General features: G+C 67.6%; 10 protein-coding genes. 1 reads left to right on the forward strand and 9 read right to left on the reverse strand.

The annotated features are described in order from the left end of the window. Positions 1-11: 11 nt before the first annotated feature. The 4 genes from K344_RS20165 to K344_RS0104220 form a co-directional block, all read right to left on the reverse strand. Positions 12-3,116: an efflux RND transporter permease subunit gene (locus K344_RS20165; RefSeq protein ID WP_051361871.1), complete on the reverse strand. Its 3,105-nt coding sequence runs from the start codon at positions 3,114-3,116 to the stop codon at positions 12-14. Beyond that, positions 3,113-4,081 carry an efflux RND transporter periplasmic adaptor subunit gene (locus tag K344_RS20170; RefSeq protein WP_051361872.1) on the reverse strand — a complete coding sequence of 323 codons (969 nt, stop codon included), beginning with the start codon at positions 4,079-4,081 and terminating at the stop codon, positions 3,113-3,115. The genes K344_RS20165 and K344_RS20170 overlap by 4 nt, the downstream gene beginning before the upstream one ends. Before the next feature lie 310 nt (positions 4,082-4,391). Beyond that, positions 4,392-5,984 carry an amidase gene (locus K344_RS0104215; protein WP_084196967.1) on the reverse strand — a complete coding sequence of 531 codons (1,593 nt, stop codon included), beginning with the start codon at positions 5,982-5,984 and terminating at the stop codon, positions 4,392-4,394. Between the two features lie 20 nt (positions 5,985-6,004). Next, positions 6,005-7,639, reverse strand: coding sequence for an amidase (locus tag K344_RS0104220; protein WP_157622753.1), 1,635 nt, complete (start codon positions 7,637-7,639; stop codon positions 6,005-6,007). A gap of 69 nt (positions 7,640-7,708) precedes the next feature. On the opposite strand from K344_RS0104220, the gene K344_RS0104225 reads away from it, so the two are divergent. Further along, positions 7,709-9,307: an amidase family protein gene (locus K344_RS0104225; protein WP_043113700.1), complete on the forward strand. Its 1,599-nt coding sequence runs from the start codon at positions 7,709-7,711 to the stop codon at positions 9,305-9,307. Positions 9,308-9,490: 183 nt separating this feature from the next. Here K344_RS0104225 and K344_RS0104230 read toward each other — a convergent pair whose 3' ends face one another. From K344_RS0104230 to K344_RS0104250, 5 genes are all read right to left on the reverse strand, one after another. Continuing rightward, positions 9,491-11,161, reverse strand: coding sequence for an amidase (locus tag K344_RS0104230; RefSeq protein WP_245586102.1), 1,671 nt, complete (start codon positions 11,159-11,161; stop codon positions 9,491-9,493). A gap of 14 nt (positions 11,162-11,175) precedes the next feature. After that, the gene (locus tag K344_RS0104235; RefSeq protein ID WP_051361873.1) at positions 11,176-12,729 is read right to left on the reverse strand and encodes an amidase; all 1,554 of its coding nucleotides are present in this window, start codon (positions 12,727-12,729) and stop codon (positions 11,176-11,178) included. Positions 12,730-12,771: 42 nt separating this feature from the next. Then, on the reverse strand, positions 12,772-13,911 hold the full coding sequence (locus K344_RS20175; RefSeq protein WP_245586103.1) for an acetamidase/formamidase family protein: 1,140 nt from the start codon (positions 13,909-13,911) through the stop codon (positions 12,772-12,774). Beyond that, complete coding sequence (locus K344_RS20180; protein ID WP_169729237.1) at positions 13,901-14,938, reverse strand: asparaginase; 1,038 nt, start codon at positions 14,936-14,938, stop codon at positions 13,901-13,903. The genes K344_RS20175 and K344_RS20180 overlap by 11 nt, the downstream gene beginning before the upstream one ends. Positions 14,939-15,060: 122 nt before the next feature. After that, positions 15,061-16,116 (reverse strand): asparaginase, encoded by a 1,056-nt coding sequence (locus K344_RS0104250; RefSeq protein ID WP_028079614.1) that lies wholly within the window; start codon positions 16,114-16,116, stop codon positions 15,061-15,063. Between the last annotated feature and the right edge of the window lie 15 nt (positions 16,117-16,131).

Raw genomic sequence — 16,131 nt, forward strand, 5'->3', positions numbered from 1 at the left:
CCGCGCCGTACTCAGGCGCCATCGACCTGATCGGCCGCATGAAATTCGGTCGCTCGCCGCTGCTGTCGCGCAGTCAGCAGCGCATAGACCGACGGAATGATGTAAAGCGTCAGCGCGCAGCCGCAGAGAAGACCGCCAATCACGGCAATGCCCATGGACATCCGGCTCTCGGACCCGGCACCCAAGGCCAGCGCGATCGGCAGGATGCCCAGCACGGTCGCCAGGCTGGTCATCAGGATCGGCCGCAGACGTGCGGCTGCGGCCTCGGTCGCGGCCTCGCTCGCCGAGCGCACGCCTTCACGGCGGCGCTGGTTGGCGAACTCGACGATCAGAATGCCGTTCTTCGTCACCAGGCCGATCAGCATGATCAGCCCGATCTGCGAAAAGATGTTGAGGGTCTGCCCGAATACCCAGAGCGATGCCAGCGCACCGACCAGCGCGAGTGGCACCGTCAGGAGAATCACCAGAGGCCCGCTGAAGCTCTCGAACTGCGCAGCCAGCACCAGGTAGATGAGCACCAGAGCGAGCACGAAGACATAGGCCAGCGATGAGGAACTCTCCACGAAGTCGCGCGCCGCGCCGGTCAGGGCAGTCGTGAAGCGCTCGTCCAGGGTGGAGTCCGCGATCCGCTGGAACGCCTTGATGCCGTCGGCGATCGTGTAGCCGTCCGCCAGAGTGCCTGACACGGTCGCCGAGTTGTAGCGGTTGTAGCGGTAGAGCTCCGGCGGCGCGCTGTTCTCGCTGAACTGCACCACGTTGTCGAGCGTCACCGGCGGGCCATTGCTCGCGCCGACGACCGGGATATTGAGCAGATCGGACGGGCGCGAACGAAAGTCACGGGTGAGCTGGCCGATGACGTCGTACTGCTTGCCGTTCCTGATGAAGTAGCCGACGCGGCTGCCGCTGAGGCTGGCCTGAAGCGTGCGCGTAATGCTTTCGGTGCTCAGGCCGAGCGTCAGCGCCTTAGTGCGGTCGATCGTCACGCGGATCTGCGGCTTGTTGAACTTGAGATCGCTGTCGACAAAGCTGAACACCGGGCTCCGCCTCGCCGCCTCCATGAAGGCCGGCACGCGATCGCGCAGCGCCTCGAAATTCAGCGCCTGCAGCACGAACTGCACGCCGCTGGACGTCGACCGGCGCTCGCCGATGCTGGCCTCTTGCGTGACGTTGACGCGCGCGCCGCCGTAGGCACGGACCATTTTCTGCAGGTCGGCAGCGATCTGCTGCTGAGAGCGCTGCCGTTCATCGCGATCCTTGAGGAAGATGCGCACGAAGCCGGAGTTGACCGCGCCCTGCGCGCCGGCGACGTTTCCTGCGCCTGGCACTTGCGTCATCATCAACTTGGCTTCCGGCACGCGGTCGGCGGCGGCCCTGGCCAGGTTGTCCATGAAGTTCTGCATGCTCTCGTAGCCGGTGCCTTCCGGCGCGGTGGCGCGCAGCCAGACGCGGCCGCGGTCTTCGAGCGGCGACAGCTCGCGCGGCAGCACATGTAGCAGAAGCGTGATGAGCACGCCGGAAGCGCCGAGAACGAGTAGCGCCAGCCAGCGTCGGCGCAGGAAGCGGCGCAGGCTCGACGCGTAGCGCGCTTCCATGCCGGAGAAGAATCTTTCGGTCTTCATGAACAGCCAGCCATGCTTCTCGTGCGGACGCAGCAGACGCGAGGAAAGCATCGGTGTCAGCGTCAAGGCCACCACCGCGGAGATCAGCACCGCGCCGGCGATGGTCACGCCAAACTCGCGGAACAGCCGCCCCGACAGTCCGCCCATGAACAGCAAAGGCAGGAAGACTACGACCAGGGTGATGGTCGTCGAGACGACTGCGGTGAAGATCTCTCGCGTGCCCTCGACGGCCGCACGCATCGGCGCGACGCCGCTTTCGATCTTCGAATAGATATTCTCGAGCACGACGATGGCATCGTCGACCACCAGGCCAATCGCCAGCACAATGCCGAGCAGCGTCAGCGTGTTGATCGAGAATCCGGCGGCCGACATGATGCCGAACGCGCCGACGACGGACACCGGGATCGCGAGGACCGGAATCAGCGTCGAGCGCCATTCGCGCAGGAAAGCGAAGACGACAAGCACCACCAGCACGAAGGCCACGAAGATCGTCTCGCTGACTTCCAGCAGCGAGCGCCGCACGTATTCGGTATTGTCGTAGGCGATCTGGACGTTGATGTCCTTTGGCACGTCCTTGAGCACCTGATCGAGGCGCCGGCGCAGTTCGTCGACGATGTCGATCTGGTTGGCACCGGGCTGTTGCCTGAAATAGAGGCCAGCGATCGGCGTGTCGCCGATCTTCAGGGCGCCGCGTTCATATTGCGGCCCCAGTGCGGCGTAACCGATGTCGGAAAAGCGCACGACGCGGTCGCCGTCGCGCTTGACGATCATTTCGTTGAAATCTTCAGCCGTGTTGAGCCGCGACTCGGTCTTCACGGGAAGCTCCACCTTCCCGCCCTCGATGCGCCCCGACGGCAATTCGAGGTTCTCGCGCGTCACCGCATCCGAAACGTCGAGCGGCGATATCCCGTAGGCCAACAGGCGCAGGGGATCCAGCCACAAGCGCATGGCGTAGCGCTTCTCCGCCGGCTGGTCAACGCCTGCGATGCCCGGCACCGTCTGCAGCCGCTCGCGCAGCGAATCGGCATACGCGCTCAGCTCGAGCTGGCTGCGACGAGCGCTCTGCAAGGCGATACCGAAGATCGGCGAAGAATCCGCATTGGCCTTGTTGAGTACCGGGGGATCGGCATCGGCCGGCAGATTGCGCGTGGCACGGGAAAGCTGATCGCGGACATCGCTGGCCGCCGTATCGAGATCGGTGTCGAGCGAGAACTCGGCCGTGATCTGGCTTGCACCTTCCCGGCTCGTGGACGTCAGCGCAGTGATGCCGGCGACTGAATTGATCGCCTCCTCGATCGGCTCGGTGATCTGTGCCTGCATGGTTTCCGCCGCGGCGCCGGAGTAGCTCGTCGTGACCGAGATGGTCGGCGGATCGACGGCCGGATATTCGCGGACGGGCAGCCGCGTGATGCCGAGCGCGCCGAACAGGAGGATCAGCAGGGATACGACAATCGTCAGCACCGGACGTGCGACGCTCAGCTCCGCGAGTCCGCTCATGAACGTTCTTCGGCCGAATGTTCAGCGGCCGGCTCGGCGGGACCGGCATCGATGTCGACCGTCGTGCCGTCATGTACCTGCTGCAGACCGGAGGTAATCACCTTATCGCCGCGCTCGAGGCCGGCGAGGATCTGGACCTCGCCCGCCGTTCGCAAGCCGGTTTGCACCTTCCGGTAACGCGCCTTGCCGCGCTCGATGATGTAAACCGCGTGCTCGTCGAGCCCAGGGATCACCGCGTCGGCAGGCACGAATATGACGTCGTCGCGCGTCTGTAGCGGCATTTCGACTGTAGCGTACGCGCCGGGCAGCAGGCGACCGTCAGGATTCGGGCAGATCGCGCGCAGCAGTGCAGTCCGCGTGCCGGTGTCGATGCGCGGCTCATACGCGTAGACCTTGCCTATGTATTGTTCGCTGCTGCCCGCCACGCGGAAACTGACCGTAATGTCATTGCGCAGATAAGGCGTGTAGCGCTCGGGAACCGCGAAGTCGAGCTTGACGTTGTCCAGGCGCTGCATGGAGACGAGCGTCGTGTCGGTCGTCACGTACGCGCCGACGCTGATGGCGCGCAAGCCGATCAGCCCATCGAACGGCGCCCTGATTGTAGTCTTGTCGAGTTGCGCCTGGACGACATCGACGTCCGACTGGCGAATCTTCAGGGTGCTGATCGTTGAATCGTAGACCGACGCGGATATCGCACCCATGGGCAGTAGTGGTTCGCTGCGCTTGACTTCGGCTTCGGCGAGTTCCAGTTCATGGCGGGCGCGCACGAGCGACGCTTTCAGTTCCGCGTCGTTGAGGCGCACCAGCAGATCGCCGCGGCGAACACGCTCGCCTTCGCGGAAGCGGATTTCGACAACGCGCCCGTTCATTTCGGGACGAAGATCGACGCTTTCTTCAGCCCGCAGGCTTCCGGAAGCGACGACCTTGTCGGCGAACGGGCGCGGCTCGATGACGTAGGCGGACACACGCAGAACCGGCGGAGCCGGCTTCGCGTGCGTGGCGCCGGCCTGTCGAGCCACACCTCCTGAGCCCGGCCGCCACTGCACGGAGGCCAGCAACAAGCAGGTGGCTGCGAGAAGACCGAACACCAGGGACCACGACCGCTTCGGGATTGCAGGCATTTTGAGCAGGGAACCGGGCTTGGCCCGGCATTCAAACTCGACATTCAAAAAAACCCGCCGCCGTCATGTGTCCACTTGGGGGTTGGGAACGCATGAATCCACTTGGGATGGGAGGGGCGGCGGCGGGGTACCCGGGAAGCGTTTGCGTGAGTTCTCAGTGCGGTGGCGGCTGCCAGCCGCCGAATTCGGATTCGATGGCGAGCATGGCGGCGAGCACGATGTCTTCGCGCCAAGGCTGTGCGGTCAGCATCACGCCGAGCGGCATGTGCTCCGGCGAAGTGCCGGCGCGCACTACGCCGCTCGGATAGCCGGCGATGTTGTAGGTCGTCGTGAAGCCGCCACCGCGCACGCCTTCCGCCGAGCGGTCACCGATCTTCGGCGCCGGTCCGAGCGCCGGCGGGCAGACGATCAGATCGAAGTCCTTGACCCAGGCCATCATGCGCGAGCGCCAGGCATCGCGCTCCTCGAGCAACTCCGTGAAGGTTGCGGTCTCGATCAACGGATAGTCGAAACGACGGTTCGGGCCGGGTACCGTCGTGTGGTATTTCTCGACCAGGCGCTTCTGCCAGGCGTTGCCGTCGCCTTCGCGCAGCCGCGTCGATAGATCGGCGATCTTCATCGCATCCGGCGGACGCGACGGCCGCACCGCGCAGCCGAGCCGCGCGAAGTAGTCGACGCACTTCTGCACAGTGGCCTGCATTTCCGGCGTCGGCTTCGCTGCGTCTTCGGCGAGATCGAAATAGTAGGCAACGCGCAGTCGCGAGAGGTCCACCCTGCGCGGATCGGACCATGGCATCGGCTGGATTGCGGCATCGATGAAATCGGGTCCGGTGACCAGCGGCAGGATCGTCATCAGGTCCTCCACCCGGCGGGCGAGCGGCCCGACCTGCTGATAGGAATCGAACACGCCGCCGTAATCGACGATGTGGCCGGTACGCGGCACGCGGCCGGTGGTCGGCTTCATGCCGGCAATGCCGTTGGCATGCGCCGGACCGCGGATCGAACCGCCGAAGTCGGAGCCGAAATCGAAGGCCGAGCCGCCGGCCGCGACGATCGCGCCGCCCCCGCCCGTCGAACCGGATGTCGAGCGCGTATGGTCGTACGGATTACGCGACATGCCGTAGACGATGTTGACCGTGGTGCCGAGGCCGCTCACGCCGCCGAGCGTGAACTCCGGGGTGTTGGTCTTGCCGAGCAGGATCGCTCCCCGCGCGCGCAGCCGCGCGACCACGGTGGCATCCTTCGGCGGTATGAAGAACGCGCGTCCCTGCGTGCCGCCGGTCGAGATCACGCCCTCGGTATCGAACGAGTCCTTGATCGTCATCGGCACGCCGTGCAGCGGCCCCGCCCAATCGCCGCGGCGGCTCCTTGCATCGAGTGTTCCGGCTTCCGCTAGCGCACGCTCCCGGCAGAACTGCACCACGGCGTTGAGCTGCGGATTCACCGCGTCGATGCGTGCGTAGTACGCCGCGACCGCTTCGGTCGCCGACAGCTCACCGCCGCGAATCAGGCCTGCGAGCTTGGTCGCCGACATGAACACCAGCTCGTCGTGCTTGTCCGTCGACACCGGCGGCGCTAACTCGGCGCGCGCGGGTTTTCCCCGGGGTCCATTGGCGCAGGCGGCGAGCGCCAGTGGCGCTGCGCCCAGAAGCGCGCGCCGCGCGAGCGACACCGGAACCGAACGATCACCTGCCTGGTCGTCGGCAGGAACAGCCGCTGCCGGGGTATCCACGGCTGCGTCATACATGGCGTTTTTCGCGGACGCTTTCACAGTTTCGGTCTCTGGTAGCCGCCGACGGTCGCCTCGATGAACGCCGCCGCGGCCAGCGCGACGTCTTCGCGCATCGGCTTGGCGATGAACTGCACACCAATCGGCAAGCCGTCCGGCGACCAGCCCGCACGCACGACCGCACCGGGCCATCCGGTGTTGTTGAAGACCGGCGTGTAACCGTAATTGCCCGGTTCCGGCACCATGGCCTTCGGCTCGGCCGGCCACGGCTGCGCCGGTGCCCGGTCGGCCGGACAGATCACGAGGTCGTAGGCCGAAAACCATTGCAGGAACTTGGAGCGGTTGGCGTCCATCGCCTCGGCCAGGCGCGTGAACTCCGGTGTCTTCACCGTAGGCGCCGGCCTTAGATTGATGACTGGCGAGGTCTTGCTCGTCCCGTATTTCTTGAGCAGGCGCTTCACCCAAGCACGACCGTCGGCGGTACTCAGTGCCTGGCGAATGTCGCTGGACTCGCGGATCAGCGCTGCGGGGCAATCCTCGACGACGCCGGCGCCGAGCGAGCGGAACTGCGCGACGACCCGGCGCACGGCGGCGTCGGTCTCAGCCGTCGGCGCCTTCGTGCTGCCGTTGTTGACGAAGTACGCGATGCGCATGGCCTTCAGATCGACGGTCGACGGCGACAGCCACGGCGCCGGCACGATCGCCGCGTCGACGTAGTCGGGCCCGGCGATGACCGAAGCGATGAGCTCCAGGTCTTCCGTCCAGCGCGCCAACGGCCCGACGACCTGGAAGGGATCGAAGTAGCCGCCGTAGTCGATGATGTGACCGGTGCGTGGCACCCGGCCCGTCGACGGCTTGAGGCCGGCGATGCCGCAGAAATGCGCAGGCCCGCGGATCGATCCGCCGAAGTCGGTGCCGATGTCGAAGCTGGATCCTCCGGCCGCGATGATCGACGCGCCGCCGCCCGTCGAACCACCCGGTTGATAGCCGTGCTTGTAGGGGTTGTGCGTCTTGCCGTAGATCAGGTTGGTCGTCATGCCGGACAGCGTCAGCTCCGGCGTGTTGGTCTTGCCCATGACGATGGCACCCGCGGCGCGCACGCGTGCCACCGCGGTGGCGTCCCTGTCGGGGACGTAGTTGCGGCGGCCAAGCGTGCCGCCGGTGGTTCGAACGCCGGCAGTGGCGAGCGAATCCTTGATCGTGCACGGCACGCCGTGCAGCGGACCGATGCGCTGGCCGCGCGCCAGCAGGGCGTCGGCCTGTCGCGCTTCCTGCAAGGCGCGCTCGGCGATCGGGTACACCACGGCATTGAGCTGGCCGTTCACCGCATCGATGCGCTTGAGGTAAGCCTGTACCGCTTCGACGGCCGACAGGCGCCTGGATGCGATGAGCGCCGCAATGCGCTTCGCGGAAGTGAAGTTCAGGTCGTCCGGAATGCGCGGCCCCGCCAGCTGCGCCTCGGCTCGCAGGCTTGCGGCGAAGCTCGCGGAGGCGGCGCCGGCTGCGGCCAACTCGGCGAGGAAGCGCCGACGTGAACGCGGAAGTCTCAGCAAAGAATCCATAGGGCCGTCTGACGAAGCGTGGTCAGGGAGGTTCACCGCACGCCGCAGGCGCCGCTGCTCCCTTTCGCTATCAGACGGCGCGCCGGCGCGATCCCCCACCTGCCGTCGCATCGCCGGGTCGGGCGCGGCGTGCGGCGGACGTCTTCATCGATGAGCCTGAGTTCGAACGGAGCCCCGCCGATGAAGCTTTCCCCTGTCCTGCGTCCACTGGCGCTTGCCGCCGCCCTGCTGTTCAACGCTGAGGCGCACGCCCTGGCGATAGAAGAAGCGAGCATCGCCGATATTCAGGCCGCCTACCGCAGCGGCGAACTGAGCACCCATGAAGTCGTCGCCGCCTATCTCGCGCGCGTCTCTGCCTACGACAAGCGCGGCCCGTATCTGAACTCGATCATCAGCCTCAACCCGCGGGCACTCGAAGATGCGGACCGCCTTGACGCCGCCTATCGCGCCAGCGGCAGGTTCAGCGGTCCGCTGCACGGCATCCCGGTACTCGTGAAGGATTGCATCGACGCCGCCGGCATGCCGCTGACCGCCGGCTTCCAGGGCTGGAAGCACTGGTTCCCGGCCCGCGACGCGACGCTGGTCGAAAAGATCAAGGCCGCCGGCGGCATCGTGCTCGGCAAGGCGTCGCTGTCCGAGTTCACCAACGGCGGCGGCGACAACATCAACTCCGTGCTGCCCGGCTTCGCGCGCAACCCGTATAACACGGCTTACGCGACCGGCGGCTCCTCGGGCGGCACCGGCGCGGGCATTGCCGCGAGCTTCGCCACGGTCGGCATTGGCACCGACACCGGCGGCTCGGTGCGCATGCCGTCGGCGCACAACGCGCTGGTCGGCCTGCGCCCGACCGTGGGGCTGGTCTCGCGCGACGGCATCCAGCCGAACAACAGCGTGCGAGATACCGCGGGTCCGATGGCGCGCAGCGTCGCCGACCTGGCCGTGCTGCTCGACGCCATCGTCGGCGTCGACGCGCGCGATCCCGTCACGGCGCGCGCCAAGGGGCACATCGCCAGGACCTACATGACGGCCCTGAAGAAGGACGCGCTCAAAGGCGCGCGGCTCGGCGTGCTGCGCCAAGTGTTCGATCCGAAAGTCACCGACCCGCGCATCATCGCCAATTTCAACGAGACACTGGCCGAACTGAGGAAGGCCGGCGCCGAGATCGTCGATCCCTTCCGCGTATCCGCGATCGAGGGTCTGCCCCGCGCGCCGCAGACGCCGGCGCGCATGAAGGACGACATGATCAAATATCTTTCTGCGCATCCCGGCATCCCATATGCGAGCCCCAAGGCCATCGCCGATTCGCACCTCGTGCATCCCTTGCACCAGCCTCGCTGGGACGACATCGCCGCCGCCGGCCCCGTCGAAACGGACGAAGCGACGATCAAGGGGCTGCAGACCGAGCAGGCCTATCGCGCAGCGTTCACCGAGGCCATGGATGCCGCTCGCATTGATGCGGTGATCTTCCCGACCTGGGCGCAGCTGCCAGTCCTCAACGGCGATCGCAATACGCAGATCACCAGCGGCGAGCCCGATCCCAAGGGCGGCGTCACCGGCCTGTCGAGCAGTCTGACTTTCGTCGGCAGCACGCTGCAGTGGCCGGCGCTATCGGTGCCGAACGGCTATCTCGGCGAGGGCCTGCCGGTCGGCCTGCAGATTCTCGGCCGCGCCTGGGACGAGTCCAGGATCATCGGCTACGCCTATGCCTACGAACAGGCCACTCATTACCGACGCCCGCCGGCCAGCGTGCCGCCGCTGCCGCCCGACCTGAAGGATTGAAGGCGTGTTCTCCCGCCGTGCAGCCGCGCAAGCTCGCGGCTGCACGGCGGCGCTTCGTGCCGGCGCTCATCAGTGCGCTCGCATCGCGTGGTCCGGCGCGTCATGCCGGCCACAGGCGACTCCGAAAAAGGGGCGCCGCATGCACGGGCGCCCAGTCACCACTCACACCACTGAGGAAACGCTTCAGATCGGCGGTTTCCTCCAGCCGCCGCTCTTGCTTTCGAGATGCGCCGCGACGGCGAGGCAGATGTCCTCGCGCCACGGCGCGGCGATGACCTGCACGCCGATCGGCAGCTTGCCGTCCGCCGACGAGCCGCAGCGCACGACGACGACCGGCCAGCCGGTGCTGTTGAAGATGCCGGTGTACGGCCAGCCGTTGCCGGGGCCGCCGCCCGCAGCCGCGGCCGCCGCGGCCGGATCGACTTCCTGATCGATCGGCTGCGCCGCCTTGCCGGCGACCGGGCACAGGAAGACGTCGTAGCCCTTCATCCACTCGAGCATCTCCGACTTCGCCGCATCGTGCTCCTGCCAGGCCTTGATCAGATCCGCGGAACTCAGCGGCTTGGCCTTCGCCATCGCTTCCTTGCGCGACGGCGAGATGTTGTGCGTGCCCCATTTGTCGGCGAGACGCTGATAGAACGCCCAGCCGTCGCCCATCGTCATGCGGCGGCGCGCGTCTGCAAGCTTGAGCATCGTCTGCGTCGGTGCCGCCTCCTGCACGCCGGCTGCCGAGGCCTGCAGCCACAGCGCCGCCTGGCGCACGGTCTTCTTGGTGTCCTCGTCGGTCGCGTTGCGGCCGATCGCACCATTGTCGACGCAGTACGCCACCCTCAGGACCTTGAGGTCGACCTTGGCCGGATCGAGCCACGGTGCCGGAGCGCACGAGACGTCGCGAAAATCGGGGCCGGCGATGATCGGCGTGATCAGCGCGAGATCCTCGACGCGGCGCGTCATCGGCCCGAGCTGCTGCCAGAGGTCGAACATGCCGCCGTAGTCGACGATGTGTCCCGTGCGGGGCACGCGTACCGAGGTCGGCTTGATGCCGGCGATGCCGTTGTTGTGCGAGGGGCCGCGGATCGAGCCGCCCCAATCCGAACCGATGTCGAAGGCCGCGCCGCCCGCTGCCACGATGGCGCCGGCGCCGCCCGACGAGCCGGAAGTGCTGCGCGTCAGATCGTAGGGGTTGTGCGAGGAGCCGTAGAGCAGATTGCTGGCCGTGCTGATGCCGGACAGGCCGCCTAGCGTGAACTCCGGCGTATTGGTCTTGCCAAGCAGGATGGCGCCGGCCTTGCGCACGCGCGCGACGACGGTCGCATCCCGCTCGGGCACGTACTGCTGGCGGCCGTAGGTGGCGCCGGTCGAGATCACGCCCTCGGCGTCGAGCGAGTCCTTGATCGTCATCGGCACGCCGTGCAGCGGGCCGGCCCAGTCGCCGCGCTTGGCGCGCTCGTCGAGCGCCTTGGCCTCGGCGCGCGCGCGCGCATAGCAATTCATCACGACGGCGTTGAGCCGGTCGTTGACCTCGATCTGCCGGGCGATGTACGCCTCGACGGCCTCGCTCGCCGTCACCTTGCCCTCGCGGATCAAGCCGGCGAGCTTGGTCGCCGACATGTAGATCACCTCCTTGCTGCTGTCGCCGGACGCCGGCACCGCAGCCGCCGCGCCCGTCGGCGCAGCGCCGCCGCCCAGCGTCGGCGGCGTCGCCGGCTTCGGGCCGCAGGCGGCCAGCGCCGCCGCGCCCGCCGCCGCGAATGCGGAGCCGCGCTGGAACAGTTGGCGGCGCGAAGGCATCCGCGGCGCTTCGTCGTCGGCCTCGTGCTGCCGCAGCTCGTGCATCGGTTCGCGATTTTCCATTGCATTCCTCCCGTTCAGATCGACGGCGCGATCCAGCCGCCCGTCTGCTTCTCGATGTGCGCCAGCGCCGCGAGCACGATGTCGTCGCGCCAGGGCTGCGCCACCACCTGGATGCCGATCGGCAGGCCCGGCGCCTCCTTGGAGGTGCCGGCGCGCACCACGCCGGCCGGCCAGCCGGTCGTGTTGTACTCGCTCGTGTAGCTCATGCCGCCGCGCGCCGCGTCGCCGCCGGGCGGCGTCCAGTCCAGGGGAATCGGCGCGCGCTGGCTCGCCGGGCAGACGATGAGGTCGTACTGCTCGAACCAGGCCAGCTGCTCGCTCTTGATCGCGTCCATTTGCTCGCAGGCCGCGGTGAACTCGGCCGAGCTGATCACCTTGCCGTCGAGGCGCAGGCCCGGCGACGCCTGCTTGGTGCCGTGCTGAGCCAGCAGGCGCCGCATGTACTCGCGGCCGTCGGCGGCGCTGAAGGTGCTGCGCGCCTCGCCGAGTTCCTTCATCTTGGGCGGCGCGTCCTGACGGATTGCGCAGCCGAGCTTTTCGAAGCAGCCGACGCATTGCTTGACCAGCGCCTGCATCTCGGCGCTCGCCGGCACCTGGCCGTTGCTGACGTACCAGGCGACGCGCAGCTTCGCGAGATCGACCGCCGCCGGATCGCCGAGCGGCACGGGAGCCATTGCCGCGTCCCAGCCGTCAGGACCCTGCAAGATCGGCAGGAGCAACACGAGATCGGCGACCCGGCGCGCCAGCGGACCAGTCTCTTGGAAATTGTCGAAGGGGCCGCCGTAGCCGACGATGTGGCCGGTGCGCGGCACGCGCCCGTAGCTCGGCTTGATGCCGGCGATGCCGTTGGCGAAAGCCGGCCCCCGGATCGAGCCGCCGTAGTCGGAGCCGATGTCGAAATAGGCGCCGCAGGCGGCGACGATCGCGCCGGCGCCGCCCGACGAACCGCTCGGCTGGTAGTCGATGTTGTATGGATTCTTCGTCAGGCCGTATACGAGATTGACGGTGCCCTTGCCGCCGCCGCCGAGCGTGAATTCCGGCGTGTTGGTCTTGCCGAGCAGGATGCCGCCGGCGGCGCGCGCACGCGCCACGACGGTCGCGTCCTTGCCGGGCACGTAATCCTTGCGGCCGAGCGTGCCGCCGGTGCTGACCACGCCTTCTGTATCGAACGAATCCTTGATCGTGAACGGCACACCGTGCAGCGGCCCCTTGGGCTTGCCGGCCGCGAGCAGCGCGTCGGCTTCCCGCGCCTCGGCCAGGGCGCGTTCGCGGCAGGTGGCGACCACGGCGTTGATCTTCGGATTCACCGCATCGATGCGCGCATAGCAGCGCTGCACGAGATCGACGGCGCTGACCTGGCGCGCACGCAGCATCGCGGCGATCTCGACGACCGACTTCTCGAGCAGTTCATCGACCGCCGCCGCGAAAGCCGGCGCCGGGAAGCGCGCCAGGGCCAGCCCGCCGGCGGCCGCGGCCGAGGCGGCGATGAAGCGACGGCGCGAGAGCCGCGCGGTCGTCGCGGCTTCCGGCGTCTCCGCCGTGAGCGCCGCGCTTTCGGAATCGAACATTGCAGTCCCCCCTCTACGTGAAGATGTGATCGCCGGCGTGGCTCACGGCCTGCCGGAACGGATGACCGGCGACTTGTCGCCGACGAACAAAGCTTTCGGAATCATCGCGTGCACGCCCTTGACGTCGTCGACGACCTGCGTGACGCGAAAATCGATGCCGATGCTCGACAGCGCGAAGGCGCGCTGGAACTCGAGCCCTTTCTTTTCCTCGAGGAACGCGTTGGTCTGGCGGATTGCCATCTGCATCGCCTTGTCGAGGTCCGGATCGAGCCCGAAAGTGATCCAGTGCTTCGGCGTCTCGGCGCGCGGCGCGCTCAGCTTCATGCCCTTGTGAAGGACGAAGCGGAATACCGCCGTGTTCGCCGTCTCGATCGCCGTCACCGTCACTTCGCCGTCGCCCTGCGCGGCGTGCGAATCGCCGGTGAAGAACATCGCGCCGCGCCTGAACACCGGCAGGAACAGGCGGGTGCCGGACACCAGTTCCTTGCAGTCGAGATTGCCGCCGAACAGTCCTGGCGGGCCGCTGCGGCGGTTGTCGCCCTCCGACGCGGCGGGCAGCACGCCCATCACGCCGTTGAACGGCCCGAGCGGCACCTCGATGCCATGGTCGAACAGGCCAACGTGACGCCGGAGATCGAGCGGCACCACCCTGGCGTAGGGCGCCGGCACGTCGTCCGGAATGCCGCCGCGGCCGGGCCGCATGCTCACCACCCCGTACGGGATGCGCGGCTCGACCGAGAGGATCTGCACCTCGAGCGTATCGCCCGGCATCGCGCCGGCGACGGCGATCGGCCCGATCAGCATGTGCCCGCTCGGAATGCCCGGCTGGCGTGGCGTCTCCTTGAGCACGCGCGCGATCTCGGCCACCGCCTGGCGCTGCTCGCCGGTCAGCGTCAGGCCCTGGGCCTTGATCCAGGCCTCCGGATCCTCGTCGCCCCAGCGATTGCCGCCGCCGCCGTCGATGCGCACGGTCTCGCCGCTCCTGACCGTCAGGATCGGCGCCTTCTGCGCCGGGAAATTGCCGATCACGGCATTGGCCGGCGTCTGGTGCACGTAATGGTCGTAACGCGGCGCGTGATCGAGGAACGGCACACCGGCGTGCGCGGCCGGCGCCAGCATGGCGCACAGCAGAGCCGCCAGCGCCGTGCGGCGGCGCGGCATCTTGTTCGTTTCAATACTCATCGAAAATTCTCTGGACCTCTTTGATGTCGTGCGTCTTGGTCAGCGCGAGCTGCAGCAGCAGCCGCGCCTTTTCCGGTTGCAGGTTGTCGCCGGCGACGATGTGGGATTCGGCACGGCGCGGCGTCATCTGCACCCGGCCGCTGCGCGTGCGCGTCGTCATCACGACGACCACGCCCTTGGCCTGCGCACGCTTGATCGCCTCGGTTTGCGAGGCGGTCGCTGAACCCGCGCCGATGCCGTCGATCACGACGCCCTGCGCGCCATGCGCCACCATCGCGTCGATCAGATAGCCGGGCGCCTCCTGGTAGCCGTACGCGACCTCGACGTCCGGCACTTGGGGATACGCGCGGCCGGCGAATTCGGAGTTGAAGGTATGGCGGCGCAGCGGCTCGCGATAGAACACCACGCGATCCGGATCGGCGAAGCCGAGAGGGCCGACGTCGACGCCCTTGAACGTCTGCATGCGATAGGCGCTGGTCTTCATCACGTCGCGCGCGGCATTGATGTTCTGGTTCATGCAATGCAGGACGCCCTTGTTCCACGCGTCCTTCGAGGCCGCCACGCGCACCGCGTTGTAGAGGTTCAGCGGGCCATCGCCGGATAGTCCGGTCCACGGCCGCTGCGAGCCGACGAAGACGATCGGCTTGTGCGTCTTCACGACGAGGTTCATGTAGAACGCGACCTCGGCCATGATGTTGGTGCCGTGCGTTACGACGATGCCGTCCACATCCGGCTCGCGCGCCAGCTCGTTGAGCCGCCGTGCCACCACAACCAAATCGTCATAAATTTCGCTGCCCGCAGCGCGACCGGGCGGCGCTCGGAAATCCTCGGTCGTCACGCGGGCGATATAAGCAAGCTCCGGCAGGTCGTGAATCCAATCCTGGGGATCAACGCGCGGCACGCCAGGGCCGCCGTAGTTGGTGATGTTGAGGCGATCAGTCGCGCGGCTCGCGATGGTGCCGCCCATCGACATCAGCACGACATGCGGCAGCTTCGCGGCGCCCGTCGGGGCCGCTTCCGGCGGCACGCTCCGCGGAATCTCCTGCGCGACGGCAACGCCGGCCGCGAAGGCCAGCAGCGCGGCGCCGATCCATCGTGCGGCACGCATCGGAGCGTGGTGGGAAAAGTTCGTCATCGGCGGATCGCGGCTCAGTATTCGTTGAACATGCGCTGGATCTCCTTGGGATCGGAGGTCTTCGTCAGCGCGAGGCGCAGCAGCACGCGCGATTTCTGCGCGTTGAGGTTGTCGGCGGTCACCACGCCGCGTGCGGCGGCGGCCTGGCTCAGCAGCACGCGGCCGCTGCCCTTGCGGTCGCTCTGCACGAACACCGCGCCCTTGGCCTGGCCGTCGCGCACCGCATCGCGGAACGCCGTGGCGCCGTCGTCGAGCACGATGCCACGCGCACCGGCGGCGATCAGCGCGTCGATCGCCGCGCGGTCGGCCTCCTGGTAGCCGTAGACGATGTCGACCTTGGGCAGGGCCTTGAGATTGCCCACGTCGAACTCCGACGCGCTGGTGTGGCGCTTCAGCGAGCGGCGGTAGAAGACGATGCGGTCGGAATCGGCGAAGCCGATCGGCCCGAGGTCGCGGCTGACGAAGGTATCGACGCGGTACGTGTTGTTCTTGGTGACATCGCGCGCCGCGTCGATCTCGTCGTTGAGCAGCACCATCACGCCCTGCCCGGCCGCCTCGCGCGAAGCCGCGACACGCACGCTGTTGTAGAGATTCATCGGCCCGTCGCGGCTGATCGCGCTGAACGGATGCATCGCGCCGACCACCACCACCGGCTTGGCGGACCTGATGACCAGATTGAGGAAGTACGCCGTCTCCTCGAGCGTCGCGGTGCCGTGCGTGACCACGGCGCCGGCGGCGTCGGGCTGCGCCAGCCAGGCGTTGACCGACCTGGCGAGGGCGAGCAGCTTGTCGGTATCGATGTTGCCGGAGCCGACGTTGGAGATCTCGGTGTAGCTGACGTCGGCGACGGCCGCGAGCTCGGGCAGGTCGGCGATCAGTTCCGACGGCGTGACCCTGGGACCATCGTTGTACTCCATCAGCTTGTCGCGGTTCGAGGCGCGGCTCTGGATCGTGCCGCCGGTCGTGAACAGGCGGACCTTGGGCAGCGCGTCGGCGGCCCACGCGCGCTCGCCAGCGAAAGCCAGACCCTGCAGCAGCAGGGCCATGCAGACAGCGAAACGGATCTTCATGTCGTTCGGTTCGTT

The sequence above is a fragment of the Solimonas soli DSM 21787 genome, assembly GCF_000474945.1.
Taxonomy (GTDB): Bacteria; Pseudomonadota; Gammaproteobacteria; order Nevskiales; family Nevskiaceae; genus Solimonas; species Solimonas soli.